General features: G+C 71.1%; 19 protein-coding genes. 2 read left to right on the plus strand and 17 right to left on the minus strand.

Going from position 1 to position 26277, the window contains the following annotated elements; all coding sequences use genetic code 11:
• Positions 1 to 2 precede the first annotated feature (2 nt).
• From C1708_RS11630 to C1708_RS11655, 6 genes are all read right to left on the minus strand, one after another.
• Positions 3 to 2249, minus strand: a complete 2247-nt coding sequence (locus C1708_RS11630) for a hypothetical protein (RefSeq protein WP_157951270.1) — start codon at positions 2247 to 2249, stop codon at positions 3 to 5.
• A gap of 194 nt (positions 2250 to 2443) precedes the next feature.
• Positions 2444 to 2857: a DUF6113 family protein gene (locus tag C1708_RS11635; RefSeq protein ID WP_106412608.1), complete on the minus strand. Its 414-nt coding sequence runs from the start codon at positions 2855 to 2857 to the stop codon at positions 2444 to 2446.
• Positions 2854 to 3720, minus strand: a complete 867-nt coding sequence (gene mshB, locus C1708_RS11640) for an N-acetyl-1-D-myo-inositol-2-amino-2-deoxy-alpha-D-glucopyranoside deacetylase (protein ID WP_106412609.1) — start codon at positions 3718 to 3720, stop codon at positions 2854 to 2856. Before mshB ends, C1708_RS11635 begins: the two co-directional genes overlap by 4 nt.
• 244 nt (positions 3721 to 3964) lie before the next feature.
• Positions 3965 to 4849, minus strand: coding sequence for a CAP domain-containing protein (locus C1708_RS11645; protein WP_106412610.1), 885 nt, complete (start codon positions 4847 to 4849; stop codon positions 3965 to 3967).
• Between the two features lie 279 nt (positions 4850 to 5128).
• Positions 5129 to 6568 (minus strand): amidase, encoded by a 1440-nt coding sequence (locus C1708_RS11650; RefSeq protein WP_106412611.1) that lies wholly within the window; start codon positions 6566 to 6568, stop codon positions 5129 to 5131.
• An 88-nt stretch (positions 6569 to 6656) separates the two neighbouring features.
• Positions 6657 to 6851: a hypothetical protein gene (locus tag C1708_RS11655; protein WP_106412612.1), complete on the minus strand. Its 195-nt coding sequence runs from the start codon at positions 6849 to 6851 to the stop codon at positions 6657 to 6659.
• A 175-nt stretch (positions 6852 to 7026) separates the two neighbouring features.
• Between C1708_RS11655 and C1708_RS11660 the strand changes: the two genes are divergently transcribed.
• Positions 7027 to 9165, plus strand: a complete 2139-nt coding sequence (locus tag C1708_RS11660) for a S9 family peptidase (RefSeq protein WP_106412613.1) — start codon at positions 7027 to 7029, stop codon at positions 9163 to 9165.
• 140 nt (positions 9166 to 9305) lie between these two features.
• Here the strand turns inward: C1708_RS11660 and C1708_RS11665 are convergent, their stop codons facing one another.
• The 10 genes from C1708_RS11665 to C1708_RS11710 form a co-directional block, all read right to left on the minus strand.
• A complete protein-coding gene (locus tag C1708_RS11665; protein ID WP_106412614.1) occupies positions 9306 to 10355 on the minus strand; it encodes an ABC transporter ATP-binding protein in 1050 nt (349 codons plus the stop codon).
• Positions 10348 to 11322, minus strand: coding sequence for an ABC transporter ATP-binding protein (locus C1708_RS11670; protein ID WP_106412615.1), 975 nt, complete (start codon positions 11320 to 11322; stop codon positions 10348 to 10350). The genes C1708_RS11665 and C1708_RS11670 overlap by 8 nt, the downstream gene beginning before the upstream one ends.
• A gap of 6 nt (positions 11323 to 11328) precedes the next feature.
• A complete protein-coding gene (locus C1708_RS11675) occupies positions 11329 to 12309 on the minus strand; it encodes an ABC transporter permease (protein WP_106412616.1) in 981 nt (326 codons plus the stop codon).
• Entirely contained in the window at positions 12302 to 13225 is a 924-nt protein-coding gene (locus tag C1708_RS11680) for an ABC transporter permease (RefSeq protein WP_106412617.1), read from the minus strand. Before C1708_RS11680 ends, C1708_RS11675 begins: the two co-directional genes overlap by 8 nt.
• A gap of 6 nt (positions 13226 to 13231) precedes the next feature.
• The gene (locus tag C1708_RS11685) at positions 13232 to 14854 is read right to left on the minus strand and encodes a peptide ABC transporter substrate-binding protein (RefSeq protein ID WP_106412618.1); all 1623 of its coding nucleotides are present in this window, start codon (positions 14852 to 14854) and stop codon (positions 13232 to 13234) included.
• 339 nt (positions 14855 to 15193) lie between these two features.
• The gene (locus tag C1708_RS11690; protein WP_106412619.1) at positions 15194 to 16318 is read right to left on the minus strand and encodes an ABC transporter ATP-binding protein; all 1125 of its coding nucleotides are present in this window, start codon (positions 16316 to 16318) and stop codon (positions 15194 to 15196) included.
• 13 nt (positions 16319 to 16331) lie between these two features.
• Entirely contained in the window at positions 16332 to 17393 is a 1062-nt protein-coding gene (locus C1708_RS11695) for an ABC transporter ATP-binding protein (RefSeq protein WP_106412620.1), read from the minus strand.
• Positions 17394 to 17403: 10 nt separating this feature from the next.
• The gene (locus C1708_RS11700; RefSeq protein WP_106412621.1) at positions 17404 to 18381 is read right to left on the minus strand and encodes an ABC transporter permease; all 978 of its coding nucleotides are present in this window, start codon (positions 18379 to 18381) and stop codon (positions 17404 to 17406) included.
• Between the two features lie 104 nt (positions 18382 to 18485).
• A complete protein-coding gene (locus tag C1708_RS11705) occupies positions 18486 to 20288 on the minus strand; it encodes an ABC transporter substrate-binding protein (RefSeq protein ID WP_106412622.1) in 1803 nt (600 codons plus the stop codon).
• A 101-nt stretch (positions 20289 to 20389) separates the two neighbouring features.
• Positions 20390 to 21430 carry an ABC transporter permease gene (locus C1708_RS11710; RefSeq protein WP_106412623.1) on the minus strand — a complete coding sequence of 347 codons (1041 nt, stop codon included), beginning with the start codon at positions 21428 to 21430 and terminating at the stop codon, positions 20390 to 20392.
• Positions 21431 to 21920: 490 nt separating this feature from the next.
• On the opposite strand from C1708_RS11710, the gene typA reads away from it, so the two are divergent.
• Positions 21921 to 23837: a translational GTPase TypA gene (gene typA, locus C1708_RS11715; protein ID WP_106412624.1), complete on the plus strand. Its 1917-nt coding sequence runs from the start codon at positions 21921 to 21923 to the stop codon at positions 23835 to 23837.
• 78 nt (positions 23838 to 23915) lie between these two features.
• Here the strand turns inward: typA and C1708_RS11720 are convergent, their stop codons facing one another.
• Entirely contained in the window at positions 23916 to 26210 is a 2295-nt protein-coding gene (locus C1708_RS11720; RefSeq protein WP_106412625.1) for an ABC transporter family substrate-binding protein, read from the minus strand.
• Positions 26211 to 26277 lie beyond the last annotated feature (67 nt).

Raw genomic sequence — 26277 nt, forward strand, 5'->3', positions numbered from 1 at the left:
CGTCAGCTCGGGTCCGTCTCGATGACGGCCGTGCGGTCGGTCGTGCTGACCAGCGCCTGGCGCAGGGCGCCGTAGACGTCCTGCGGGGTGACGGGGGTCTTCTCGCCGTTGCCCCGGGTGATGAGCACCCCGTCGAAGGCCTGGCCGTACAGCTCCTCCAGGGCCTTCAGGTCGGGCTTCTCGACGAGCTTGCCGTTGACCGCCTCGACGCGCAGGAACTTCCACAGCGACTTCTCGGGGCTCATCGGCACCGAGTGCGCCGGGTCCGTCTGCACGGTGACCCGGTCCGACATCGCGGGCTCGGCGAACTCCTTCATCATCCGGTCGACCTCGGCCTTGGTGACCTTCGGCTGCTGGGCCGTCGTCGGGACGTTCACCGCGGCGGCGGTGCCCGTCTCCACCTGCGTGCGGTACGCCTCGGCGACCACGTCGGCGGCCTTGGCGACGTCGACGCCCTTGCCCGCCTGCGGGTACACCGGCACGGCCTTGCCGGACTCGAAGGTGATCGAGCCCTCCTTGACCGTGCCGGCCCCTCCGGCGGCGTCCTCCAGGGCGGCCTGCAGCTTCTCGTGGTCGACCGGGATCTCCGGCTCGACCACGCGCGACTGGCCGAACAGCGAGCCGATCACGTTGACCGGGTTGTAGTCGCTGGTGGCGGCCTTGCCGACGGTGGCGTCGATGTCGACCTGCAGACCGGCGTTGTCCGGCTGGAGTTCGACGGTCCTGCCGTCGACCGACAGCTTCAGCGGCTTGTCCAGCCGGCCGTCGAGCGCGCCGTCCAGCTTCTTCACGGCCTCGTCGCGGGTGCCGCCGCCGATCTCGACGCCGAGCACCGTGGTGCCCTTGGGCACGTCGGAACGGTTCATCAGCAGGCCCGCGCCGTAGGCGACGCCGGCGACGAGGACGACACCGGTGGCGAGCAGGACGAGCTTGCTGCGGCCCTTCTTCTTCGGCGCCTTGGAGGAGCTCGCCGGGGGCGGGGCGACCGGCTCGGGCAGCTTGGGCGGGGTGTGCGGACCGGGGGCGTCCGGGCCCGTGCCGGGCGCGTCGAAGGAGGCGCTGGGCGGGACCACGGGGATGCCGCTGGTCACGGTGTTCCCGGGGACGTTGTCGTGGCGCGGGTAGCCGGGGTCGCCGGGCGCGGCGAGCTTCTGCGGGGTGAGGATCGCGGTGTCGTCGCTCAGTCCGCCGCCGGGGACCGCGTGGGAGCCGGTGCGCTCCTCCGTGAAGGGCGTGCCGCCGGCGGGCGGGGCCATCGGGCCGTCGCCGGTGACGGGGCCGCCGGTGGGACCGGAGGGCGCCTTCGGGCCCCCGGGACGCCCGGGGCCGGGCACGCCGCCGTCCGGACGGGCGCCGGGACCGCCCGGGCCGCCGGGGCCGCGCCGGGGACCGCCCTTGGCGTCGTCCGCGGCGTACGGCAGGTCGTCGCGGCGCGGTTCGCCGCCGCGGTCGGCGCGGTTGCCGCCGGGAGCGCCTGCCAGCGCCTCGGTCACGTCGAAGGAGCCGGTGCCGCCGCCGTGCCCGGGGGCCACGGGTCCGCCGGTCGCACCGGTCGCGCCGGTGGGGCCGGTGGGGCCGGGCGCCTGCGGACCGCCGGGGCGGGGTCCGCCCGGCGCGCCCATGGAGCCGACCACGCCGCCGGGCCGTCCGGCGGCGGGACGCGCGCCGTTCGGGGCCTTGGGCGCACCCGGCGCGGCGCCCGTCGGGCCACCCGTCGGACCACCCGTCGGGCCGCCCGACGGCGCACCGGAGGGCGCCCCGGGAGCGGCGCCGGAGGGCGCGCCGGAAGTGCCGGGCGCGGCAGCGCCGTTGGCCGCACCGCCGGCCTGACCGGGCTTGGCGGCAGGCGACTTGCGGGGCGCGAACCAGTCGCTGGCCGGCTTCTCCCCGGCGGCGGGCTTCTCGGCCGCCTCGGGCCGCGCGGGCGGCTCGACCGGGTCGGCGGGCGGTGCGGCGGGAGCGGGCTCGGCGGCGGCCTCGGAGGCGCCGGCGCCCTTCTTGCTCTCCGCGTCCGTGACGGGTTTGCGCACGACGACCGGCGGAATGGGCCGTGATCCGGGGATGTTGATCCGGATCCGGGTCGTCAGCGTGGTCTCGGTCTTGCGGTCCTCCGGCCGCGCGGCCGGACGGCCCGCGTCCGTGCCCTCGTCCGGAATCGCCGGGATCCCGTAGGGCGGGGTGCCCGACGGGTAGGCGGCTCCGCCGCGCCCGTCGGGCCCGGAGGACGGGGTGTCAGTTTCACGACTCAAGGCAGGTTCTCCCGGTTGGCTCCGCCGCCCGTCACGACCTCACGGTGGGGGTCCTCCCAGCTCGGGCGAGGCCGAGGGTGCGAAGGAGGCTCGGCGGCGCGCACCACCTTACTGGCCATATCCGGCCGGTATCCCAGTACCGCCGGGGAAACCCACACCGGACCATCACGCCCTTGGCACGGCGAAGTGGTACGTCACTTGCGAAGTCGGGCGGGGTCCCCGTCCGGTTGCTTCCCGGGTCCGATGGTGGCGCAGATCACAGCCACGGCCATGCCGCCGAGCAGGAAGAGGTAGGAGCCGCCTCCCGCGGCGAACAGGAAGTCGCCTTCCGGACGGCTGGCCGTCAGCAGGATGACGGTGATCATCCAGCCGGCGGCGACGGCCACCCCGCCCGACCGGCTGCGGGTCACCCGTGCCGCCCCGAGCACCAGTCCGGCCTCGCCGGCCAGGGCGAGCAGCAGCCCGCCGGGGAACCACGCGGGCTGGACCAGCGCCCCGGCGACGCCGACCACGGCGCCGAGCACCAGCAGTCCGAGCAGGACCGCTGCGCGCCCGGGGGAGGGCGGACGCAGCGGCCGCGCCAGCGCGGGCACGTGGTCGCCGCTCACGACGCCTCCTCCGTGCCGACGCCGGCGAACAGGTCGCCCTCCCGGCCCGCGGGCCGCTCGCCGCGCACCAGTTCGTAGTACTCGGTGGTGAACAGCGGCTGCGCGAGCTCGTTGGACAGCACGAAGTACGGCTGGTCGGCGACGGTGATCTGGGTGGCGTGGGCGCGCATCGCGGCGGCCTTCGCGCCGGCGTACGCGGTGCCGTCGACGGCGGTCGTGATCCGTTCGTCGTCCACCACGCCGGGGACGTCCCGCACCGAGGCGGACCTGTCGAAGGGCAGGGTGGGCAGGTCGCGCTCCAGTCGGGCGAAGGCCTCCTCGGCCACGGAGCGCGGTACGCGGTTCCAGTAGACCTTGGGCACGTCCCATCCGCGCTCGGCGGCCAGCTCGACGGCGCGCATGGCGACGCGGTGGGCCTGGATGTGGTCGGGGTGCCCGTAGCCGCCGTTGTCGTCGTACGTGACCAGCACCTGCGGCCGTACTTCGAGGATCACCTCGGCGAGCAGCCCGGCGGCCTGGTCGACGTCGGCCCGCCAGAAGCAGGCGGGATCGTCGTTGTCGGGCAGGCCCATCATCCCGGAGTCGCAGTACCGCCCGGCCCCGCCGAGCAGCCGGAAGTCCGTGACGCCGAGCGCCGCCATCGCCTCCCGCAGCTCGCCGAGCCGGTGTCCGCCGAGGGCTGCGCCGCCGAGGTGCCGCAGCTCGGGCGGGATGACCTCGCCGCGCTCACCGAGGGTGCAGGTGACCAGCGTCACGTGGGCCCCCTCGGCCGCGTAGCGCGCCATGGTCGCGCCGTTGTTGATCGACTCGTCGTCCGGGTGCGCGTGCACCAGCATCAGACGCCGCTCGGGCAGTTCCGTCATGGGTCCCACCCTATTGGCGCGGGACGCTTCCGGCGGACCCGGCCGCACAGGGCGCGGGCCCGGGGGCGGGTCGAGCCGGAGGAGTCCCGGAGGGACCGGAAGCGTTTTCTGTCGCGCGACGGCCCGGGGAAGGCGCCGGGGGCCGGCTCGCCGCACCGGGGGTGCGACGAACCGGCCGACCGTGGCGGGCCGGCCGACCGTGGCGGGCCGGCCGACCGTGGCGGGACGGCCGACGGGACGCCGCTCAGTAGTCGATGTTGATGGCGGCGACGAGCCGGCCGGCGCCGTCGGTGACGATCGCCGCGCCCGCCTCGGTCGAACTCCCGTAGGTGAGCGCGGTCTTGTGCCCCGGGCTGTTGAACCAGGCCTCGATCATCGCCTCGGGGGTGTTGCCGCTGCCGCCCATGAAGAGGACCTCGTGGCCGCAGTGCGTGAGGGTTCCGTTCTGGAGGTTGCGCGCGGAGCACTCCTCGGCCTGGCCGGCCAGGCCGGCGCTCTCCGCGACGGGCGAGAGCCCCAGGGCGCGGCGGCGTTCGTTGAGCAGGGAGATGAGCCGGCGCTCGTTGGCGGACATGCCGGCGGAGGACGAGCCGCCGGACTGCGAACCGCCGGAAGCGGAGCCGCTGGGATTCGAGCCGCCGGAATTCGAGCTGCCGGAAGCGGAGCCGCCGCTGCCCGAGGTGGCCGCGTCCGCGGCCTCCTTCTGTCGTTGCTTCGCCCGGGCGGCCTTCTCACGGGCCTCCTCCGCCGCGGCCTCGCTCTCGCGCTCGGCTTCCCGCTGGTTCTCGTGCGCCGTCTTCGCGGCGTGCGCGCGGGCCTTCTGCTCCTCCTCGCGTATCCGCCGCTCGGCCGTCTCCTCCGTCTCGCCCTCTGCCGCGTGCATCGCCTCGACACGCGTGTCGTCCGCCTCGGCGGCACGGTCGCCGGCGGACCGCTGCCCCTGCGGCTTCCCGGACGCCGCGGCGCCGGTGGCGTCCGGGTCGCTCTGCCACATCAGCGCGGCCGCTCCGCCCAGCGCGAGGAGGACGCCGGACGCCGCGAGGATCCGGACGCGCGGGGTGCTGGTCCTCGCATGGGAACGGCCGGTCTTCGCGCGGGTCCTGCCGCGTGACGCACGGTGCTGAGACATCAGGAAGGTCCAGTTCTCTCCGGGGAAGGGATCACCGGTGAGGAGTGGGCGACGCCCAACCCGTCCCGCTCCGTTATGGCTTCGTTACCCCGGATCGCCGATCCGGTGCCGGGCGCCCGCCACCGCGGACGTGTGCGCCGCTCCCCAGGCGACGGCGATCAGCCCTTCGACCCCGTGAACACCGGGAAGGACAACGTCAGCCAGGCGCTCAAGCGAGCACCCCGAGAACAGTGAGGGCCGAGATGCTCACGGTTTCGCCGGCGCCTCACCGGACCACCGTCAGTCGTCCTGGAGCCGCCGGAACGGCCGGTCCGCCTCCAGCTCGAACGCCAGCTCCAGGAGCGTCCGTTCCGCACCCGGGCGGCCCGAGAACATGACGCCGACGGGCAGGCCGTCCGGGGTCGCGTGCGTGGCCGGGAGGGAGATCGACGGGGTGCCGACGACGTTGTTGACCGGGGTGAACGCCACGTAGGCGAGGATGCGTTCGATCAGGGTGGCGTACGGGACGGACGGGCTGAGGTGGCCCAGCGGCGGGGTGGTGTGGGCGAGGACGGGGGACAGGATGACGTCCAGGCCCCGGAACGCCGCCGCGTACGCCTCCCGCGTCCGCTTCAGCCGCCGCAGCACCCCCGGTGTACGCCGCCAGTTGGCGACGTAGGTCGCGCGCAGACCGCGGCTGAGGCCGTCCATGCGGTGGCGGTCGAAGTCCGCGCCCATGGTCCGGCCCGTGGTGCCGATGAGGAACGACAGCATGCCCCAGTAGGTGAGGAAGTCCTCGGTGAAGTGCGGGTCGATGGCCAGCTCCACCGGGGTCACCGTGTGGCCCAGCCCTTCCAGCCGCCGGGCCGTCCCGGTGACGGCCGCGCGGGTGTCCTCGTCGGTGCGGGCGCCGTTCGGGGAGTCCACCAGCAGACCGATCCGCAGCCGGCGGTCCGCCGGGCCCTCGACCAGCCCGACAGCGGGCAGCCTCGGGTTGCGGCGGTGCAGTTCGGCCGCCGCGAGGAACGCCGCGCTGTCCCGGACCGTGCGGCTCACGATGCCGTCCACCACGATGTCGATGGGGAGCTGACGGCCTTGCGCGTTCGGCACGGTCCGGCCGCGGGTCGGCTTCAGGCCGACGAGTCCGCAGGCGGCGGCCGGGATGCGGATGGAGCCGCCGCCGTCGTTGGCGTGCGCGACCGGTACGGCGCCCGCGGCGACCAGGGCCGCGCTGCCGCCGGAGGAACCGCCCGCCGAGTGGCCGGTGTTCCAGGGATTGCGGACCGGCGGGCCCTCCTCGAACTCCGTGGTGGGGCTGAAGCCGAACTCGGGCAGCCGCGTCTTGCCGAGCACCGTGACGCCGGTGCTCAGCAGCTGGCGGGTGAACGCGGCGTGCCGACGGGCCGGACGGGGCACGAACGCGGCGCTGCCGTGGCCCGTGGGCAGACCCGCGAAGTCGGTGTTGTCCTTCACGAGGGTCGGCACCCCGGCGAACGCGCCGCCGTCGGCCGGGGGGCGGGCGGGGACGTCGAGGTGCACCTGGACAGCGTCGAGCCGGGCGTCGGCGTCCCGGACCCGGGCCGCCGCGTCCCGTGCGACCTCGGCGGCGCTCACCTCGCCCCGGCGGATCGCCGCGGCGAGGCCGACCGCGTCCAGGTCGCGCAGGGCGTCGTCACGGAAGACGTGGACCCTGGTCCGCGCCTCGCCGCGTCCCTGGCTCTGTTCCTCGGAAGTCGTCACCGTCGGCTCCGCCCTGCGTGCGTGAATGATGGCTCGCCCATCATTGCTTACCGACGGGTAACACGCGAGAGGCCGGCGGCGGCCGCGCTCAGAAGCTGAGGCTGCCGATCATCCCCGCGATGTTGGAGGTGACTTCGTTGATCGTGGGCGCGATCGTCGACGAGGCCAGGTAGAAGCCGAGCAGCATGCACACGATCGCGTGCCCTGCCTTCAGTCCCGACTTCTTGATCAGCAGGAAGACGATGATCGCCAGCAGCACCACCGCCGAAATCGAGAGTGCCACGGCGGCTCACCTCCAAGGATCCCAGGGCGCGGGGGTCAGGAATATGGGGGCAGTACGTTCACACAGCGGGCAGCAGGTTCATACCCACTATGCGCTAACGATCATAACTATCCGTACGTGCGCATCGATCGGCGCACAGCCGCACAAGGGGGCGCATGGCCAATATGGTCAGGGCATGACGACCGAGACGGACTCCTTCCCCCGGCGGCACGCCCGCACCCTCCGCTTCACGCTCGGCGCGCCGCGTTCGTTCAGCGTGGCGCCCGACGGCTCACGTGTCGTGTTCCTCCGCTCAGGTTCCGGTTCGGACCGGGCCAACGCCCTGTGGGTGCTCGACGCGGACGAGGGCGGGGAGCGCGTGGCCGCCGACCCGCGCGCCCTGCTGAACGGCGCCTCCGAGCAGCTCTCCGCCGAGGAGCGCGCGCGGCGCGAACGCAGCCGTGAGGGAGGCGCCGGCATCGTCGGCTACGCCACCGACGCGGCCGTCGAGTTGGCGGCTTTCTCCTTGTCAGGGCGGCTTTTCACGGCGGAGCTGAGGGCCGGCACGGCGCGCGAACTGCCCACTCCGGGGCCGGTGATCGACCCCCGTCCGTCACCCGACGGACGGCACGTCGCGTACGTCGCCCAGGGCGCGCTGCGGGTGGTCTCGGCGGAGGGGGCGGACGACCGCGCGCTCACCACCCCCGAAGCGGAGGACGTCACGTACGGATTGGCCGAGTTCATCGCGGCCGAGGAGATGCACCGTTCGCGCGGCTTCTGGTGGGCCCCGGAATCGGACCGGCTGCTGGTGGCGCGGGTGGACGACACGCCGGTGCGGCGGTGGTGGATCTCCGACCCCGCCCACCCGGAACGTGAGCCGCGTCACGTCCGCTACCCGGCGGCCGGCACCCCGAACGCGGACGTACGGCTGTTCGTCGTGGACCTCGCGGGGGCGCGCACGGAGGTCTCCTGGGACCGGGCGCGCTACCCGTATCTGGCGCGAGTGCACTGGTCAGCGGCGGGTGCCCCGCTGTTGCTCGTCCAGGCGCGCGACCAGCGGGCGCAACTGATCCTGGCCGTCGACCCGGACACCGGGGCGACCCGGATGGTGCACGCCGACGAAGACCCGGATTGGCTGGAACTTTTCCCCGGCGTGCCGTGCTGGAGCCCCTCGGGACAGCTCGTCCGGATCGCCGACGAAGGGGGCGCCCGGCGCCTCGTCGTGGGGGAACGGCCGCTCACCGGACCGCAGTTGCACATCCGTGCGGTCCTCGACGTCTCGGACGACGACGTGCTGGTCTCGGCGTCGGCGGGCGCGGAGGCGGCCGATCCGGAGATCGGCGAGGTGCACGTCCACCGGGTGAACGAACTGGGCGTGGAGCGGGTCTCGGAGGAGCCCGGCGTGCACACCGCGGTGCGCTCCGGAGGGGTCACGGTGCTCGTCTCGGCGACCCTGGACCGGCCAGGTTCGCGCGTGCGGGTGCTCCGTGACGGGAAACAGACGGCGGCTGTCCCCTCGTACGCCGAAGACCCGGGTTTGTCCCCTCGGGTGACGCTGACGCAGGGGGGCGCACGCCGTATTCCGTGCGCCGTGCTTATGCCTCGGGACTACGCCGGTGACACCCTTCTGCCGGTGCTCATGGACCCCTACGGTGGTCCGCACGGCCAGCGGGTGGTGGCCGCCCACAACCCGTACCTGGCCTCGCAGTGGTTCGCCGACCAGGGCTTCGCCGTGATCGTCGCCGACGGGCGCGGCACCCCCGGCCGCTCCCCCGCCTGGGAGAAGTCCGTCAAGGACGACATCGCGGCCGTCGTCCTCCAGGACCAGGTCGACGCGCTCCGGGCGCTGGCCGGGGACTTCCCGCTCGACCTGGACCGGGTCGCGATCCGCGGCTGGTCCTTCGGCGGCTACCTGGCGGCCCTCGCGGCGCTGCGCCGCCCCGACGTGTTCCACGCGGCCGTGGTGGGCGCCCCGGTCACCGACCTGCGCCTGTACGACACCCACTACCAGGAGCGCTACGTGGGGCACCCGGACGAGCGGCCGGAGCTCTACCGCCGCAACTCGCTGGTCGACGACGCCGGCCTGGTCGACGCGGCGGAGCCGCACCGGCCCATGATGATCATCCACGGGCTGGCGGACGACAACGTGGTCGTCGCCCACTCGCTGCGGCTGTCCTCCGCCCTGCTGGCGGCCGGCCGCCCGCACGAGGTGCTGCCGCTGTCCGGCGTCACGCACATGACGCCGCAGGAGGAGGTCGCCGAGAACCTGCTCCGTCTCCAGCTCGGCTTCCTCAAGCGGGCCCTGTCCCTCCCGGACGCACCCGCCACGCGTTGACACCGGGGCAACCCCGCGGAAACGGCGCCGCCACACGGACCGGGGAGACTGGCCGGTGTACGGCCGTGCGGGTGCCGTGAGCGGGCCGGGGTGCGCCATGTCGCCCCGGCCCGTCACCCGCTCCGCCGGCCGGCGCCCCGTCAGCCGGGCCCCTCGCCCCGCTCCTCCGCCGGCACCACGTGCTTCTCCTCCGCGAAGTGGCACGCCGAGTCGTGCGCGGCCGGGCCTCCGGTCTCCGCGAACCAGGGCGGCACCGCCAGCGCCGGCACCTCCACCGCGCACCGCTCCCGCGCCTTCCAGCAGCGGGTGCGGAAGCGGCAGCCGGACGGGATGTCCGTCGGCGACGGCACGTCCCCGCTCAGCACGATCCGCTCCCGGTGCTCCCGCGCCCGGGGGTCCGGCACCGGCACCGCGGACAGCAGCGCCTGCGTGTACGGGTGCGTGGGGTGGTCGTAGATCTCGGTGTCCGTGCCGGTCTCCACGATCCGGCCGAGGTACATCACCCCGACCCGGTCGGAGATGTGCCGCACGATCGACAGGTCGTGCGCGATGAACACGTACGACAGGTCGAACTCGCTCTGCAGCCGGTCCATCAGGTTGATGACCTGGGCCTGCACCGACACGTCCAGCGCGGACACCGGCTCGTCGGCGACGATCACCTCGGGGCGCAGCGCGAGGCCCCGCGCGATGCCGATGCGCTGCCGCTGGCCGCCGGAGAACTGGTGCGGATAGCGGTTGATGTACTCCGGGTTCAGGCCCACCACGTCCAGCAGGTCCTGCACCCGGCGCAGCCGGTCCCCCTTCGGCGCCACCTCGGGATGGATGTCGTACGGCTCCCCGATGATGTCGCCCACCGTCATGCGGGGGTTGAGCGAGGTGTACGGGTCCTGGAAGACCATCTGGATGTTGCGGCGCACCGCCTTGAGCGCCTTGCCGGACAGCCGGGTGACGTCCTCGCCCTTGTAGCGGATCGAACCGGCCGTCGGCCGCTCCAGGTTGACCAGCATCTTCGCGACCGTCGACTTGCCGCAGCCGGACTCCCCCACGATGCCCAGCGTCTCGCCCCGGTCCAGGCGGAAGTCCACGCCGTCGACCGCCTTCACGGCGCCGACCTGCTTGCGGAAGACGACGCCCCGGGTCAGCGGGTAGTGCTTGACCAGGCCGCTGACCTCCAGGACCGGCTCAGCCATCCAGGCACTCCCTCCAGAAGTGGCAGGCGCTCCCGCGCGTGCCGGAGACCTCGTACAGCGGCGGGTCGTCGGTCGTGCACACGTCCCGGGCCAGCGGGCAGCGCGGATGGAAGGGACAGCCCGGCGGGATGCGGGTGAGGTTGGGCGGCAGGCCCTTGATGGCGTACAGCTCCCGGCCCTTGTGGTCCAGGCGCGGGATGGAGTCCAGCAGACCGCGGGTGTACGGGTGGGCCGGGGCCTTGTAGATGTCGTGCACCGGCGCCGACTCCACGATCCGGCCCGCGTACATCACCGCGATGCGGTCGGCGACGTCGGCGACCACGCCCAGGTCGTGGGTGATGAGGATGAGCCCCATCCGGTACTCCCGCTGGAGATCCGCGAGCAGCTCCATCACCTGGGCCTGGACGGTGACGTCGAGGGCGGTGGTCGGCTCGTCGGCGATGATCAGGGCCGGTTCCAGGGCGATCGCCATCGCGATCATGATGCGCTGGCGCATGCCGCCGGAGAACTGGTGCGGGTACTGCCGGACCCGTTCCCGCGCGGCCGGGATGCGCACCCGGTCCATCAGCTCGACCGCCTTGGCCCGCGCGTCCCTGCGGGACATGCCCCGGTGCACGGTGAACATCTCCGCGAGCTGGTCGCCGACGGTGAGCACGGGGTTCAGGGCGGACAGCGCGTCCTGGAAGATCATCGCCATCTCGGCGCCCCGGATCCGCCGTCGTTCCTCCTCCTTGAGCGTCAGCAGGTCCCGGCCCTGGAAGACCACCTCGCCGCCGGTGATCCGGCCGGGCGGGGTGTCGAGGATGCCCATGACCGCCTGCGCGGTCACCGACTTGCCGGAGCCGGACTCGCCCAGCACGGCCAGGGTCTCCCCCGCGTCCACGCCGTAGGTGACCCCGTTGACCGCCTTCGCCACACCGTCCCGGGTGCGGAACTCCACGTGCAGGTCGCGTACTTCCAGCAGCACCGCGGCTCACCTCAGCTTCGGGTCGAGGGCGTCGCGCACCGCGTCGCCGAGCATGATGAACGCCAGCACCGTGATCGCCAGCGCCCCCGAGGGCCACAGCAGCGCGTGCGGGGCGTTGCGGATGTAGGGCGAGGCCGCGGAGATGTCGATGCCCCAGGAGACGCTGGGCGGCTTCAGCCCGACGCCGAGGTAGGACAGGGTCGCCTCCAGCGCGATGTACGTGCCCAGCGCGATGGTCGCGACGACGATGACCGGGGCGACCGCGTTGGGCGCGATGTGGCGCAGCAGCAGCCGGGAGTGGGAGGCGCCGAGTGCCCGCGCGGCCTGCACGTAGTCGTTCTGTTTGGCGGTGATCACGGCGCCGCGCGCGATGCGGGAGATCTGCGGCCAGCCGAGCAGCACGATGAAGCCGATGACCGGCCAGACGGTGTTGCTGGTGATGACGGAGAGCAGCACCAGACCGCCGAGGACGACCGGGATGGCGAAGAAGACGTCGGTGATCCGGGACAGGACGCTGTCCGCGACACCGCCGAAGAACCCGGCGAGCGCGCCCAGCACGCTGCCGAGGACCGCGACCCCGAGGGTGGCGAGCACCCCGACCGCGACGGAGGTGCGGGCGCCGTACACGGTGCGGGTGTAGACGTCGCAGCCCTGCCCGTCGAAACCGAAGGGGTGGCCGGGCTGCGAACCCTCCTGCGCCTTGGACAGATCGCACTTCAGCGGGGAGCCGGAGGTGATGGCCGACGGCCACAGGGAGATGAAGACGAGGAACAGGATGACCAGCGCGGAGACGAGGAACACGGGGTTGCGGCGCAGGTCCCGCCAGGCGTCCGACCACAGGGAGCGGGGCCGTTCCTCCGGCCCGGCGCCGTCCGGTCCGGCCGGCTGCTTCTCCAGGGTCTCGGCCTCGTCGACGCCCAGGTCCATGGCGCCGCCCATGCCGGTCCCCGCGATGGCGGGGTCGCGTTCGTGATGACGGTCAGACATAGCGGATCCTCGGGTCGAGCACGGCGTACAGGAGGTCGACGACGAGGTTGGCGACGAGGAAGACCAGCACCAGGACGGTGACGAAGCCGACCACCGTCTGCGTGTTCTGCCGCAGGATGCCCTGGTAGAGCTGGTAGCCGACGCCGTGGATGTTGAAGATCCGCTCGGTGACGATCGCCCCGCCCATCAGGAAGCCGATGTCGGCGCCGATGAAGGTGACCACGGGGATCAGGGAGTTGCGCAGCAGGTGCCGGACGACGACCCGGCGCCGGGGCAGGCCCTTGGCGATCGCGGTGCGGACGTAGTCGGAGCGGCGGTTCTCCGCGAGGGAGGTGCGGGTCAGCCGGGTGACGTAGGCGAGGGAGACCGACGCCAGCACCAGGCCGGGCAGGATCAGCTCGCCGAAGGGCGCCTCGGAGGACACCGAGGGCCGGATCCAGCCCCACTTCACGCCGAGCAGCAGCTGGAGCAGCAGACCGGTGACGAAGGTGGGCACGGAGATCACGACGAGGGTCAGCAGCAGCACCCCGGTGTCCACCGGCCGGCCCCGGCGCAGCCCGGTGACCACGCCGAGGGTGACGCCGACGGCGATCTCGAAGAGGATCGCGATCAGGGTGAGCCGGGCGGTGACGGGGAACGCCGTCGCCATCAGCTCGGTGACCTCCTGGCCGTTGAAGGCCGTGCCGAAGTCGCCGGTGAAGACGTTCCCCATGTACGTCAGGTATTGCTGCCAGACCGGCTTGTCGAGGCCGAACTCCTGCTCCAGGCGGGCGGCCGTCGCCGGGTCGCACCGCCGCTCGCCGCAGAGTCCCGCGATGGGGTCGCCCATCACGTTGACCATGAGGAAGATCAGCAGCGTGGCCCCGACGAAGACCGGGATCATCTGGAGCAGCCGCCGGACGACGTAGCGCCCCATGACCGCTCAGCTGACCTTGATCTCGTTGTAGACGGGGACGCTGAAGGGGTTGAGCTCGACGTCGGAGAGCCGCTCGGACCAGCCGGCGCTGCCGTTCTGGTACCAGAGCGGGATCGCGGCCATGTTGTCGCGGACCACTTCCTCCGCCTGCTGGAACAGGCCGACGGCCTCGGCGGTGTCGGTCTCCTGGTTGGCGCGGTCCACCAGGTCGTCGAACTCCTCGTTCGACCACTGGCCGTCGTTGGACGAGGCGTTGGTGTAGTACAGCGGCTGGAGGAAGTTCTGGATGAGCGGGTAGTCCATCTGCCAGCCGGCCCGGAACGGCCCGGTCATCTTCCGGTCGGTGATCTCGTTGCGGAAGTCCGCGAAGGTGCCGACCGGGTTGGCGGTGCAGGCGCGCTCGTCGTCCAGCGCGTTGTTGATGGAGTTGCAGACGGCGTTGACCCACTCGCGGTGGGAGCCGGTGTCGGCGTTGAAGGTGATGGTCACCCCGCCGCCGGGCAGTCCGCCGCCCTCCTCGATCAGCTTCTTCGCCTCGTCGGGCTTGAACTCGCAGTACTCGCCGCACAGTCCCTCCTGGAAGCCGCCGTCCTCGCCGAGCACCGGGGAGGTCCAGTCGGTGGCGGGGGTGCGGGTCTTCTGGAAGATCGTGTCGGTGATCTGCTCGCGGTCGATCGCCATGGACAGGCCCTGGCGGACCTTCGTCGCGCCCTCGGTGTTCCAGGCGTCGTCGTAGAACGGGAAGGCGAGGGTCTGGATGATGCCGGCGGGGGTGTTGAGGTAGCGGTCGCCCAGGTCGTTCCTCACGTTCTTCAGCTGCGCGGCCGGCACGTCGTCGACCAGGTCGAGGTTGCCGGCCAGCAGGTCGGTGTAGGCGGTGTTGTTGTCGGTGTAGACCTTCAGGTCGACGCCGCCGTTCTGCGCCTTGTCGTCGCCCGGGTAGTCGTCCCACGCGCGCAGCGACATCTGCGAACCGCGGGTGTAGGACTCGACCAGATAGGGCCCGTTGCCGACGGGCTTGCGCACCCAGGCGTCGTGGTCGTCGAAGAACGCCCGGGGCAGCGGGGCGAACGCCGCGTAGCCGAGGGTGTCGGGGAACGTGGAGAACTTCTGGCTGAGCCTGACGGTGAAGGTGCGCTCGCCGGTCACCCTCAGCCCGGACAGGGTGTCCGCCGTCTGCTCGCCCTCCTCCGGGTGCACCTGGTCGTAGCCCTCGATGTAGCTGAAGAAGTACGCGTTGCGCTGGTTGTTGCGCAGGCTCGCGCCGTAGTTCCAGGCGTCCACGAAGGACTGGGCGGTGACCTTCTCGCCGTTGCTGAAGGTCCAGCCGTCCTTGACGGTGACGGTGAAGTTCTGCGAGTCCGAGGTCTCGATCCTCTCGGCGAGCATGTCCTGCGCCTCGCCGGTCTCCGGGTCGTACCGCTTCAGGCCCCGGAAGATCATGTCGAGGACCTTGCCGCCCTGCACCTCGTTGGTGTTCGACGGCTCCAGCGGGTTCTGCGGATCGCCCCAGGAGGCGCTCAGCACGGCACTGGAGTCGCCGCTGCCGCCCCCGCCGCCGCACCCCGCCGCGGCGAGGACGAGCGCCATCGCGCAGACGGCCCGTCCGGCGTGCGTGGTGGTGCGCATGGGTGCCTCCTCGTGCCCGGGTCCCTTACCGGGCCAGCCTGGGAGCGGACGCCCCGGCGTGCACGCCCGCCGGGGCCGTACGGGTACGGGGGTCGTCCGGACGGGCCAGCGCGGAGCCGTGAGCCGTACGCCCCGCAGCCTCGGGCGGGCGCGGGGAGCAGCCGGCCGAACCCGCGTGGCCTCCGCGTCACGGACACGGTGCGCGAGGGCCGGGCGGGCGCGCACGAGGCCACCGGGCGGCTCCGGGGGCGGCGGGCTCCGGACCGGGCACGCGAAAGGACCGGGGGCGGGAGGGTGTCCTCCCGCCCCCGGTCCTTTCAGGGGCCTGCGGTGAAGGGGTCAGTCCTTGGCGGCGTCCCCGTCCTTCTCCAGCGCCTTCAGGGCCGGGTCCAGTACGACGTCCTCGCCACGCGCCTCGACGGTGGGCTCCTCCGGGAAGTGGCACGCCGTCAGGTGGCCCTCGGTGTTGCCCTCGATCCGCACCAGCGGCGGCTCCTCGGTGGCGCACTTGTCCTGCGCCTTCCAGCAGCGCGTGCGGAACCGGCAGCCGGACGGCGGCGAGATCGGCGAGGGGACGTCACCGGCGAGGCGGATGCGCTCGCGGTTCTCCGCCTCGTCGTCCATGGCCACCTCGGGCACGGCCGACAGCAGGGCGTGGGTGTAGGGGTGCCGCGGGCGGTTGTAGATGGAGTCGCGGTCGCCGACCTCGACCACCTTGCCCAGGTACATCACGGCCACGCGCTGCGAGAAGTGCCGCACGACGGCCAGGTCGTGGGCGATGAAGAGAAAGGCGATGCCCATCTCTTCCTGCACCTTCTGCAGCAGGTTGACGACCTGCGCCTGGATCGACACGTCGAGCGCGGAGACCGGCTCGTCCGCCACGATCAGCTTCGGGTTGAGCGCGAGCGCCCGGGCGACGCCGATGCGCTGGCGCTGGCCGCCGGAGAACTCGTGCGGGAAGCGGTTGTAGTGCTCGGGGTTCAGGCCGACGAGCTCGAGCAGCTCGCGGACCCGCTTCTCCCGGCCGCCCGCGGGGTCGATCCCGTTGACCTCCATCGGCGACTTGATGATCGTGCCGACGGTCTGCCGCGGGTTCAGCGAGGAGTACGGGTCCTGGAAGATCATCTGGATCTCGGACCGGACCGGCGCCAGCTGCCTGCGCTTGGCGTGCGTGATGTCCTGGCCCGCGTACTCGATCTTCCCGCCGGTCGGCTCCAGGAGCCGGGTGATGAGCCGGCCCGTGGTCGACTTGCCGCAGCCCGACTCACCCACCAGGCCGACGCTCTCGCCGACGCCGACGGTCAGGTCGACGTTGTCGACGGCCTGCACGGCACCGACCTTCCGCTTGATCGGAAAGCCGCCGTAGATCGGGAAGTGCTTGGTCAGGCCCTCCACCTTCAGCAGCGCCTCGGTCGACGCGCCGGTGGAGCCCTGCTGTGCGGGGAGGGTGAGGTTGTCGCTCATGTCTCGGATCTCCCTAGCGCAGCCGGGGCTGGATCTTGTCGATGAAGATGGTCTGCTTCTGCTCTGCCGTCAGGTGGCAGGCAGCGGCGCGGCCTTCGCCCAGCAAGGGCCGCTCGGTGCTGCAGCGGTCGCCCGACACCTTGTCCGTGAACGTGCAGCGCGGGTGGAACGGGCAGCCGGACGGCGGGTTCAGCAGGCTGGGCGGCGAGCCGGGGATCGGCATGAGGGGCTGCGAGGTGCTCCCGCCGAGGCGCGGCATCGAGCTGAGCAGACCCCAGGTGTAGGGGTGCCGCGGCTCGCGCAGCACCTCGCGGACGCTGCCGCGCTCCACGGCCCGGCCGGAGTACATCACCAGCAGGTCGTCGGCCATGTCGGAGATGACGCCGAGGTCGTGGGTGATGAAGATGATCGCCGACCCGAACTCCTGCTGGAGGTCCTTGAGCAGGTCGAGGATCTGGGCCTGGACGGTCACGTCGAGGGCGGTGGTCGGCTCGTCCGCGATCAGCAGGTCGGGGTCGCAGACCAGCGCCATGGCGATCATGGCGCGCTGGCGCATACCGCCGGAGAACTGGTGCGGGTAGTCGTCCACGCGGGTCTTGGGCTGCGGGATGCCGACCTTGGCCAGCATCTCGATCGCCCGCTCCCGCGCCTCCTTCTTGGAGGCGCCGGTGTGCTTCATGAACGGCTCGGCGATCTGCCGGCCCACCGTGTAGTACGGCGAGAGCGCCGTCAGCGGGTCCTGGAAGATCATCGCGACCTTGTTGCCGCGGAGCTTCTCCATCTCCTTCTCAGGAGTGGTCACCAGGTCCTGGCCCTCGAGGAGGATCTCGCCCTCGACCGTGGTGGTCTTGGGGTTGTGCAGCCCGAGCACGGTCAGGTTGGTCACGGACTTGCCGGAACCCGACTCGCCCACGATGCCCAGGGTCTTGCCGCGCTCGACGTCGAAGGACAGCCCGTCGACCGCCTTGACGATGCCGTCCTCGGTGGAGAACCGCACCCGCAGGTCGCGGACCGAGAGGAAGGACTCGGGCCCGGTCGGGGCCTTCTCGCCTTCGGTCTTGGTCAGTGTGGTCACGGTGTTTCTCCTAGCTGAGCCGTACGCGCGGGTCGATGAAGGCGTAGGCGAGGTCGACGAGGATGTTCAGGAGCAGGATGAAGAACGCTCCGAACAGCATGACACCCATGGTCACCGGCAGGTCCTTCGTCAGTGACGAATCGACCGCGAGACGGCCGATGCCGGCCAGGTCGAAGGTGAACTCGGTGACCACCGCGCCGGACAGCAGGGCGCTGAGGTCCATGCCGAGGATGGTGACGATGGGGATCAGGGAGCCGCGCCAGGCGTAGCGGAAGAAGACGTAGCTCCGGCGCATGCCCTTGGCGCGCGCGGTGCGGACGTGCTCCTCCTGCAGCTGCTCGATCATCGTCGAGCGGGACATACGGGTGTACTGCGCGGTGAAGATGGTGGCCATGACCACCCAGGGGATGAGCATCCCCAGGAACCAGGCCCCGGGCTCATCGGTGAAGTTGTAGTACTTCGGGAACTCCATGATGCCCGTGCTGTAGACCAGCAGGCCGAGGACGATCGGGCCGAGCAGGTAGATCTGGAAGGAGCTGAGCACGATCGAGGCGCCGCTGACGATCTTGTCGACCACGGTGCCGCGCTTCCAGGCGGCCAGCAGACCCGAGCCGAGGCCCAGGATCAGGAAGATCACGAGACCGCCGACGGTCAGCGACAGCGTCAGCGGGAAGCGGTCGATGATGGAGTCCCAGACGAACTCGCCGCTGTCGAAGGAGACACCCAGGCACGGCGCGGAGCAGTGCCCCTGCGGGAAGTCGCGGCCGGCCACGATGCCCGTCATGAACTCCCAGAACTGGGTGGTGATGGGCTTGTCCAGGCCCAGGTTCTCGCGGATCACCGCGAGGTTCTCGGGCGAGCAGTTCTTGCCGCAGGACAGCGCAGCGAAGTCCTGAGGAACTGTATAGAACAGGAAGAACGTGAAGGCGCCGATCAGGAACATGATGACGACGGCGCCGGTCAGCCTGCGGATGAGGAACTGAAGCATGGCGGGTGGATGCTCTCTTCGAAACGCGGCGGCAGGTAGGGGGTACCGTCCGCGGGGGTGTGCTCCGCCTGGCGCACACCCCCGCGGTCAGCCGAACCGAGGGCTTACGGCTGCTTCAGGTACAGGTCGGTGATGTTGATGTAGCTCGACTCGGTGCTGTACCTGGCGCCACCGATGTTCGATCCGTAGAGCTGGATCTGCTTCGAGTAGTAGACCGGTGCGGCCGGGTTGACCTCCTCGACGATGCGGTGGTGCGCCTGCTCCCAGGTCTTCGCCGCCTCCTCGGGCTCCTGCTTCAGGGCCTTCTGGATGAGCGCGTTGACCTGCTTGTCGTTCATGTGCGAGTAGTTGGACGCGCCGTCGGCGACCAGCTCACCGTCGTAGACGGGGGTGATGACCGTGGACGGGGACGGCCAGTCCTGGCCCCAGCCGGTCATGTAGATGTCGTACGGGTTGTTCAGCTTGCCGATCTGCTCGTAGAAGCTGGCCCGGTCGATCTCCTTGGCCTGGACGTCGAAGCCGATCTTCTCCAGCGCGTCCTTGATGATGACCTGCTGGGCCTGGCCGCGCGGCGTGTTGGAGTAGGCGTAGGTGAGCTTCGTGCCCTCCTTGACACCCGCCTCCTTCAGCAGCTCCTTGGCCTTCTCCGGGTCGCCGTTGGGCTTCTTCAGCTTGCCGAACGGGTCGTACGTCGCGTCGAAGCCCGGCAGGGTCGGGGCGAGCAGACCGCCGGCGACCTCACCGCCGTAGCGGCCGCCGTCCGCCTGGACCATGGACTGGTTCGGGATCGCGTAGGTGATCGCGTCGCGGACCTTCTTGTCCTTCAGGCGGTCCATGTTGAAGGTGAGCTGCCACACGTAGGGCTGGTAGCCCTGGATGGTCCGCTTCTTGGTCTCCGGGTTGGTGACCACGTCGGACATCTGGGCCGGGTCCACCGAGTCGGTGAACTGGATGGCGTTCTTCGCCTCGCCCTGGTCGGAGATCAGGCGCTTGGTCTGGCTGGGCTGGGAGACCGTGTTGGTGAAGTTGAAGCCGTCGACGTACTGGTGGCGCACGGCGTCGGTCTTCGGGTCCCACTGGTCGTTCTTGACCAGCTTCATGGACTTGCCCGGCTTGTACTCGGCGATCTTGTACGGGCCGAGGGCCGCGGGCGCCTTGTCGTACTTCTCCTTCGTGTCCTGCTTGGCGGGCACGATGGAGTAGCCGGCCATGGCCAGGGCCTGCGGCAGGTCCGGACGCGGCTGGTCGAACTTGAAGACGACGGTCTTGTCGTCCGGCGTCTCGAGGACGGTGTCCGGCAGGTGCTTGCCCTTGTAGGGGCCGTCCGGCAGCGCCTTGCGGTAGTCGTTGCCCGAGAGCCAGGTCTGGATGTAGGTCGGACCGTCGAAGATGACCTTCGAGTACATGCGCTCGATGGTGTGGCGGACGTCGGCCGAGGTGATCTCGTTGCCGTCCTCGTCCTTGATGCCGTCCTTGAGCTTGTACGTCCAGACCTTGCCGCCCTCGGAGGACTGGCCGGAGTCGGTGGCGATGTCGCCGACGACGGTCAGGTTGCCCTGCTCGTCCTCCTGGAAGTTGGTCAGACCGCGGTGGATCAGGTTGGAGAACTGGCCGGCGTCGCTGACGTAGATCTGGCCCGGGTCCATGTGGGACAGGTCCGACTGCATGTAGACGTTGATGAAGCCGCCGGACTTGGCGCCCTGGACGTCCTTCGCCGGGCCGGTCGACGCGGCGGCGTCACCGTAGGCGACAGGGTCCTGCTGCTCGGCGGCGTCCTTCTGGGACTTCGCGTCGCTCTTGCCCTTGCCGCCGCCGTTGTCGTTGCTGGAGCAGCCGGTGAGGGCCAGCGAGCCTGCCACGATGGCCACGGCTATGGCGCGCGCGGTACGCGTTCTGATGGGCTTCATGATGCCGATGCACCTACCTGTCGATAGTTGTCCACGAGTTGCTGCCTGACAGTCCGGTAGCCCGGCCGGGGGCGGCAGCTCCCCCACCCACCAATGGACGTTCAGCGTCCGGTCTTGGGGTCGAATGCGTCCCGGACGGAGTCTCCGAGAAGGTTGAAGGCAAGAACGAAGATCACCAGCGCCGCTCCCGGGAAGAGCAGGAACATCGGGTCCTGCTCGTACACCTCGGTGCCGACCTTGAACATGCGGCCCCAGTCCGGGGTCGGCTCGACGAAGCCGACGCCGATGAACGAGAGGAAGGCGATGGTGAGGATCGTGCTCGGCAGGATGTAGGTCGCCTGCACCAGGATCGGGGTGACGATGTTCGGCAGGATCTCCTTGCGCACGATGCGCCCGGGAGGGGCGCCGGACACCTTGGCCGCCTCGACGAACTCACGGTCCCTCAGCGACAGCACGGAGCTGCGCACCAGACGGGACAGACCCATCCAGCCGAGGAACCACATCACGAGGATGATCGCCACGGCCCGCAGGTAGGTGGGGGTCTCGTCCTGCGGATCGACGAACATCGCGGTGACGACGGGCATGAAGGCGATGAAGAACAGCTGCTGGGGGAAGCCCAGGAAGAAGTCCGTCACCCGGCCGAGCCAGTAGTCGACGCGGCCGCCGAAGTAACCGCCGATCATGCCGATGATCACGCCCGTGATCACGCTGAGCAGCGTGACGACCACGGCCATGTACAGCGACGTCCGCATGCCGTACAGCAGCATCGTGAACACGTCGCGGCCCAGCTTGGGCTCGACGCCGAACCAGAACTCGCCCGACATGCCGCCGAAGGAACCGTTCGGCATGGCGAAGTCGTCGAGGAGGAAGGGGTAGTCGGGCTCCTGGGCGTACAGCGTGTAGGGGTCCTTGCCGTACAGCTTGGAGATCACCGGCGCCAGCGCGGCCACCACGAAGAAGAAAATGACCACGCACGCGGAGACGACTCCGGTACGGTCACGCTTGAAGCGCTGCCACATCAACTGGCCGGGGGAACGGCCCTCGGGCTGCTTCTCGCCCTGGGCGACATCGTTGGTCGCCGTGAGCTCGGGGTCCAAGACAGCCGCGGACCCGGAGTCCTCGGCCTTAGTTGGACTGGTCATCGTGTTCGTCCCCCGGGGGGTTGGAGAGTTGAGCGCAGCACAGATACCGGCAGGTTCTGCGGTTTGGGGGAACTTTCGCCAAGAGAGTCAACGCGCGTCAAGGGCGTACGGCATAGGGATCTCCCTACCGTCGTTTTTTTGAGGAAATATTGCAGAGATCGACACCTGCGCGCGCTTGACACCTCTGAACCGAATTCGGCAATTCGGACATTCGGTGCGCATTTTTGGTTTACATGTCCGAAACCCGCGTGCGTGATCACCGATATGCGAACGAGATGTTGCGTTTGCCGGAAGCACGTGCGACCGCCCGGAGACGTCCGCCCCTCCGGACGCCGGCCCTCCCGGCCCCGGGCCCTCCGGCACGCGCGGGCGGTGCGGGTGGCGGCCCCGTACCATGGAGGAAGGCCGAGGCGTGTCCAGCCCGGCAGTGCCCTCGCACCACAGACGTCTGCGGCGGGCGACCTTCACCACCCCCGGGAGTACGCCTTTCATGGCACCGTCCGTAACGCGCCACGACATCCGCAACGTCGCCATCGTCGCCCACGTCGACCACGGCAAGACCACCATCGTCGACGGCATGCTCAAGCAGGCCGGCGCCTTCGCCGCCCACCAGCTCGACCAGGTCGACGACCGCATGATGGACTCGAACGACCTGGAACGTGAGAAGGGCATCACGATCCTCGCCAAGAACACGGCGGTGAAGTACCACCCCAAGGACGGCGGGGAGCCCATCACGATCAACATCATCGACACCCCCGGCCACGCCGACTTCGGCGGCGAGGTCGAGCGCGGTCTGTCGATGGTCGACGGCGTCGTGCTGCTGGTGGACGCCTCCGAGGGCCCGCTGCCGCAGACCCGCTTCGTGCTGCGCAAGGCGCTGCAGCAGCGGCTGCCGATCATCCTCTGCATCAACAAGACGGACCGGCCCGACGCCCGCATCGACGAGGTCGTCAACGAGACCTACGACCTCTTCCTCGACCTGGACGCCGACGAGGAGCAGATCGAGTTCCCGATCGTCTACGCCTGCGGCCGCGACGGCGTCGCCTCGCTGACCAAGCCCGACGACGGCACGGTCCCCGGCGACTCCGACTCCCTCGAGCCGTTCTTCTCGACGATCCTCGAGCACATCCCCGCCCCCACCTACGAGGAGGGCGCCCCGCTCCAGGCCCACGTCACCAACCTCGACGCCGACAACTTCCTCGGCCGTATCGCCCTGCTCCGCGTCCACCAGGGCGAGCTGAAGAAGGGGCAGACCGTCGCCTGGATGAAGCGCGACGGCTCCGTGCAGAACGTCCGCATCTCCGAGCTGATGATGACCGAGGCGCTCACCCGCAAGCCCGCCGAGAAGGCCGGCCCCGGTGACATCTGCGCGGTCGCGGGCATCCCCGACATCATGATCGGCGAGACGCTGGCCGACCTGGAGAACCCGGTCGCCCTGCCGCTGATCACGGTGGACGAGCCGGCGATCTCCATGACCATCGGCACCAACACCTCCCCGCTGGTCGGCCGCGGCGGCAGCGGCAAGGGCGCCGACAACAAGGCGGCCGTCAAGGACCGCAAGGTCACCGCCCGCCAGGTCAAGGACCGCCTGGACCGCGAGCTGATCGGCAACGTCTCGCTCCGCGTCCTGGAGACCGACCGCCCCGACGCCTGGGAGGTGCAGGGCCGCGGCGAGCTGGCGCTGGCCATCCTGGTCGAGCAGATGCGCCGCGAGGGCTACGAGCTCACCGTCGGCAAGCCCCAGGTGGTCACCAAGGAGGTCGACGGCAAGGTCTACGAGCCGGTCGAGCGCATGACCATCGACGTGCCCGAGGAGCACATGGGCGCGGTCACGCAGCTCATGGGCGTCCGCAAGGGCCGCATGGACAACATGTCCAACCACGGCTCCGGCTGGGTGCGCATGGAGTTCGTGGTGCCCTCGCGCGGTCTGATCGGCTTCCGCACCGAGTTCCTGACCCAGACCCGCGGCACCGGCATCGCCCACTCCATCCACGAGGGCCACGAGCCCTGGTTCGGCACGCTGACCACCCGCAACAACGGCTCGCTGGTCGCCGACCGCGCCGGTGCGGTCACCGCGTTCGCGATGACCAACCTGCAGGAGCGCGGCGTGCTCTTCGTGGAGCCCGGCACCGAGGTGTACGAGGGCATGATCGTCGGTGAGAACTCCCGCTCCGACGACATGGACGTCAACATCACCAAGGAGAAGAAGCTCACCAACATGCGGTCGTCCACGGCCGACGTGACCGAGTCGATCGTGCCGCCGCGCAAGCTGTCGCTGGAGCAGTCCCTGGAGTTCTGCCGCGACGACGAGTGCGTGGAGGTCACCCCGGAGGCCGTCCGCATCCGTAAGGTGAACCTGGACGCCCGCGAGCGCGCCCGCGCCGCGAGCCGCGCCAAGCACGGCTGATCACCGCACCGCGAACGTGACGCGGCCCGGCGCCCCGGTGGGGGCGCCGGGCCGCGTCGCGGTTCCCGGCCGGTCCGGTCAGCTCCCGGAGGAGGACGCGCTGTTCCTCGCCCCCGGCGACCCCTCGGCCCCCTGTGCCGACTTCTTCAGGAAGCCCATGTCCTCGTAGACCGGTGCGGCGAAGCCGAAGGCGCCGGCGTTGGCGAGGTCCTTGCGGGCCGCGACGAGCTGCGGGCGCTGGTAGAGGGGGATGGAGCCGGCCGCCGCCCAGATCCGGGAGTCGGCCTTGCGGATCAGGTCGCGCCGCTCGGCGTCGTCGAGGGTGGCGATGGCCTGGTCGAAGAGCTGGTCCACCTGGTCGGTCCCGACGCGGGTCCAGTTCTGCTCCACGTTCAGCGAGCCGTCGGCGGCCGGGACCGGCTTGGAGTAGACGGGGCGGGCGTCGGTGGCGGGGAAGGCGGTCGCGGGCCAGGAGTACAGGGCCAGGTCGAAGTCGCCGGACGCGATGTGGTCCTTGAAGTAGCTGTCGTCGTCGACCTTGGAGATGTCGGTGCGGATGCCGATCCTCTCCAGCATCGTCGCGATCCGGCCGGCCACGGTCTCCAGCGTCTGCGAGCCGGGCCCCGACGGCAGCACGAACCGCAGCACGAGCGCCTTGCCGTCCTTGGCGACCGGGGCCGTGTCCGCGCGGGCCGGGGCCGCGGTGCCCTGGGGGGCGTAGGCGCCGGCGGGGGCGCCGCCGCTCTGCTTCAGCGTGCCGGCGCCGGTGTCCGGGTCGTGCGGGGCCTTGCCGTCGCCGTGGTTCTTCCCGTCGTCCTCGCCGACGATGTACGTGCCGTCGTCACCGTCCCCGTCGCCGGACTCCCCGGAGCCGTCCGAGTCCCCGGAGTCTCCGGAGCCGCCCGCCTCGTCCTCGTCCGCCTCGGAGCCGGCCGCCTCGGAGCCGGCCGCCTTCTCCCCCGCGTCCTTCTTCTCCCCGTCCTTCTTCTCGTCCTCGTCCTTCTCCTTCTCCTCCTTCACCGGACCGCCCGGCACCCATCCGGCGTCCGAGAGCAGAGCCCTGGCCTCCTTGGCGTCCGGCGTGCCGAGGGCGCCGCTGCCGTCGGCGTAGGCGGCCTGGCCGGGCAGCGCCAGGTGGCTGCCGACGGGCTCGGCGGGCAGGCCGAGCGGCTTCAGCACGGCCCCGGCGATGTCCTCGCGGTCCAGGGCTCGAGCCACGGCCCGGCGGACCCGCTCGTCGGAGAGGGGTCCCTCGGCGCCGTTGAGGGCGAGCTGGGTGTAGGCGGGCTCCAGTGACGCGCGCACCTCGAAGCCGCCGAGCGCCTTCTGCTGCCGGGCGTACTTCTCGGCCTTCTTGCGCAGCTTCTCGCGGGCGGAGATCTCCTCGTCGGCGGCGTCCTCGTCGGAGCCGTGGGCGACCGCCCAGGAGCGCAGCGCGTCCGCGGCGGAGCGGTCGGCCTCGGGACCCATCAGGGGCGCGTCGCCGTCCTGCGGCAGGGCGGCGACCGTGATGCGGCGGGCGGCCTCGGGGCCGACCTCGGCCAGGTCGAGGGTGCCGTCGCTGAGCGCGGAGACGCGCTCGTCGTGCGGCACGGCGCGCAGCACGATCTTCTTCAGCTTGGCCGGGCTGCCCCACCAGCGCGGATTGCGGGCGAGGACGACCTCGTCCCCCTCGGTGTCCACCTCGTCCACCGTGAACGGCCCGGCGGTGACCTTCAGCTTCTTGCGCGCCCCGTCGTTGAAGGAGTCCGGGGTGCCCATGACCTCCTTGGGGTAGAGCGGGGTGAACAGCGACTTCCAGTCGGCGTAGCGGCGGCTGAAGGTGACCTTGACCTCGAGGTCGTTCGCGCCGCGCTCGACCTTCTCGATGCGGTCGTAGCCGGCGTTGCGGGCGGTCCAGTAGGCGGTGTCCTTGCCGGACAGGGCGCGCCACTGTGCGGCGAAGTCGGCGGCGCCGATCTCCCGGCCGTCGCTCCAGACGGCCTGCTGGGCGAGCCGGTAGACGACCACCTGCCTGGGCTCGGTGTCGACGACCTCGGCGGAGGCCAGGTAGTCGGCGTTGCGCACGGCCCGGCCCCGGCCGTCCGTGCGGTACATCGACGGCAGTACGGCCTCGGCGATCCGGGCGGTGGTGGTGTCGGCGTCGGCCTGGAAGGTGTTCAAGGTGTCCGGGACGGTGTCCACGGCCCAGCGCAGGGTCCCGCCGTCGGCGATGTCGGACCGGTCCGCGCCCGCGACGTCCGCGCCCGCGAGCGGCTTGCCCGCGGGGTCCTCGGAACCGCACCCGGTGAGGGCGGGCACGGTGAGCACGCCGGCGGTGAGGAAGGCGACCGAACGCAGGACCGCGCGCGGTCCGATGCCGTCGTGGGACATCTCTGGATACCTCCGGAAAGCCGCGGGCACGGTGATCACACGTGATATGGGGTGTTCATCCGATGTA

Origin of the sequence: Streptomyces sp. DH-12, assembly GCF_002899455.1 — a bacterium.
Taxonomy (GTDB): domain Bacteria; phylum Actinomycetota; class Actinomycetes; order Streptomycetales; family Streptomycetaceae; genus Streptomyces.

Coding starts and splice junctions, on each gene's coding strand:
- C1708_RS11675 (WP_106412616.1), bottom strand. CDS start 12,309: ATGTCTGACCGTCATCACGAACGCGACCCCGCCATCGCGGGGACCGGC.
- mshB (WP_106412609.1), bottom strand. CDS start 3,720: ATGACGGAACTGCCCGAGCGGCGTCTGATGCTGGTGCACGCGCACCCG.
- C1708_RS11710 (WP_106412623.1), bottom strand. CDS start 21,430: ATGACCAGTCCAACTAAGGCCGAGGACTCCGGGTCCGCGGCTGTCTTG.
- C1708_RS11700 (WP_106412621.1), bottom strand. CDS start 18,381: ATGCTTCAGTTCCTCATCCGCAGGCTGACCGGCGCCGTCGTCATCATG.
- C1708_RS11680 (WP_106412617.1), bottom strand. CDS start 13,225: ATGGGGCGCTACGTCGTCCGGCGGCTGCTCCAGATGATCCCGGTCTTC.
- C1708_RS11665 (WP_106412614.1), bottom strand. CDS start 10,355: ATGGCTGAGCCGGTCCTGGAGGTCAGCGGCCTGGTCAAGCACTACCCG.
- C1708_RS11645 (WP_106412610.1), bottom strand. CDS start 4,849: ATGTCTCAGCACCGTGCGTCACGCGGCAGGACCCGCGCGAAGACCGGC.
- C1708_RS11720 (WP_106412625.1), bottom strand. CDS start 26,210: ATGTCCCACGACGGCATCGGACCGCGCGCGGTCCTGCGTTCGGTCGCC.
- C1708_RS11685 (WP_106412618.1), bottom strand. CDS start 14,854: ATGCGCACCACCACGCACGCCGGACGGGCCGTCTGCGCGATGGCGCTC.
- C1708_RS11690 (WP_106412619.1), bottom strand. CDS start 16,318: ATGAGCGACAACCTCACCCTCCCCGCACAGCAGGGCTCCACCGGCGCG.
- typA (WP_106412624.1), top strand. CDS start 21,921: ATGGCACCGTCCGTAACGCGCCACGACATCCGCAACGTCGCCATCGTC.
- C1708_RS11705 (WP_106412622.1), bottom strand. CDS start 20,288: ATGAAGCCCATCAGAACGCGTACCGCGCGCGCCATAGCCGTGGCCATC.
- C1708_RS11660 (WP_106412613.1), top strand. CDS start 7,027: ATGACGACCGAGACGGACTCCTTCCCCCGGCGGCACGCCCGCACCCTC.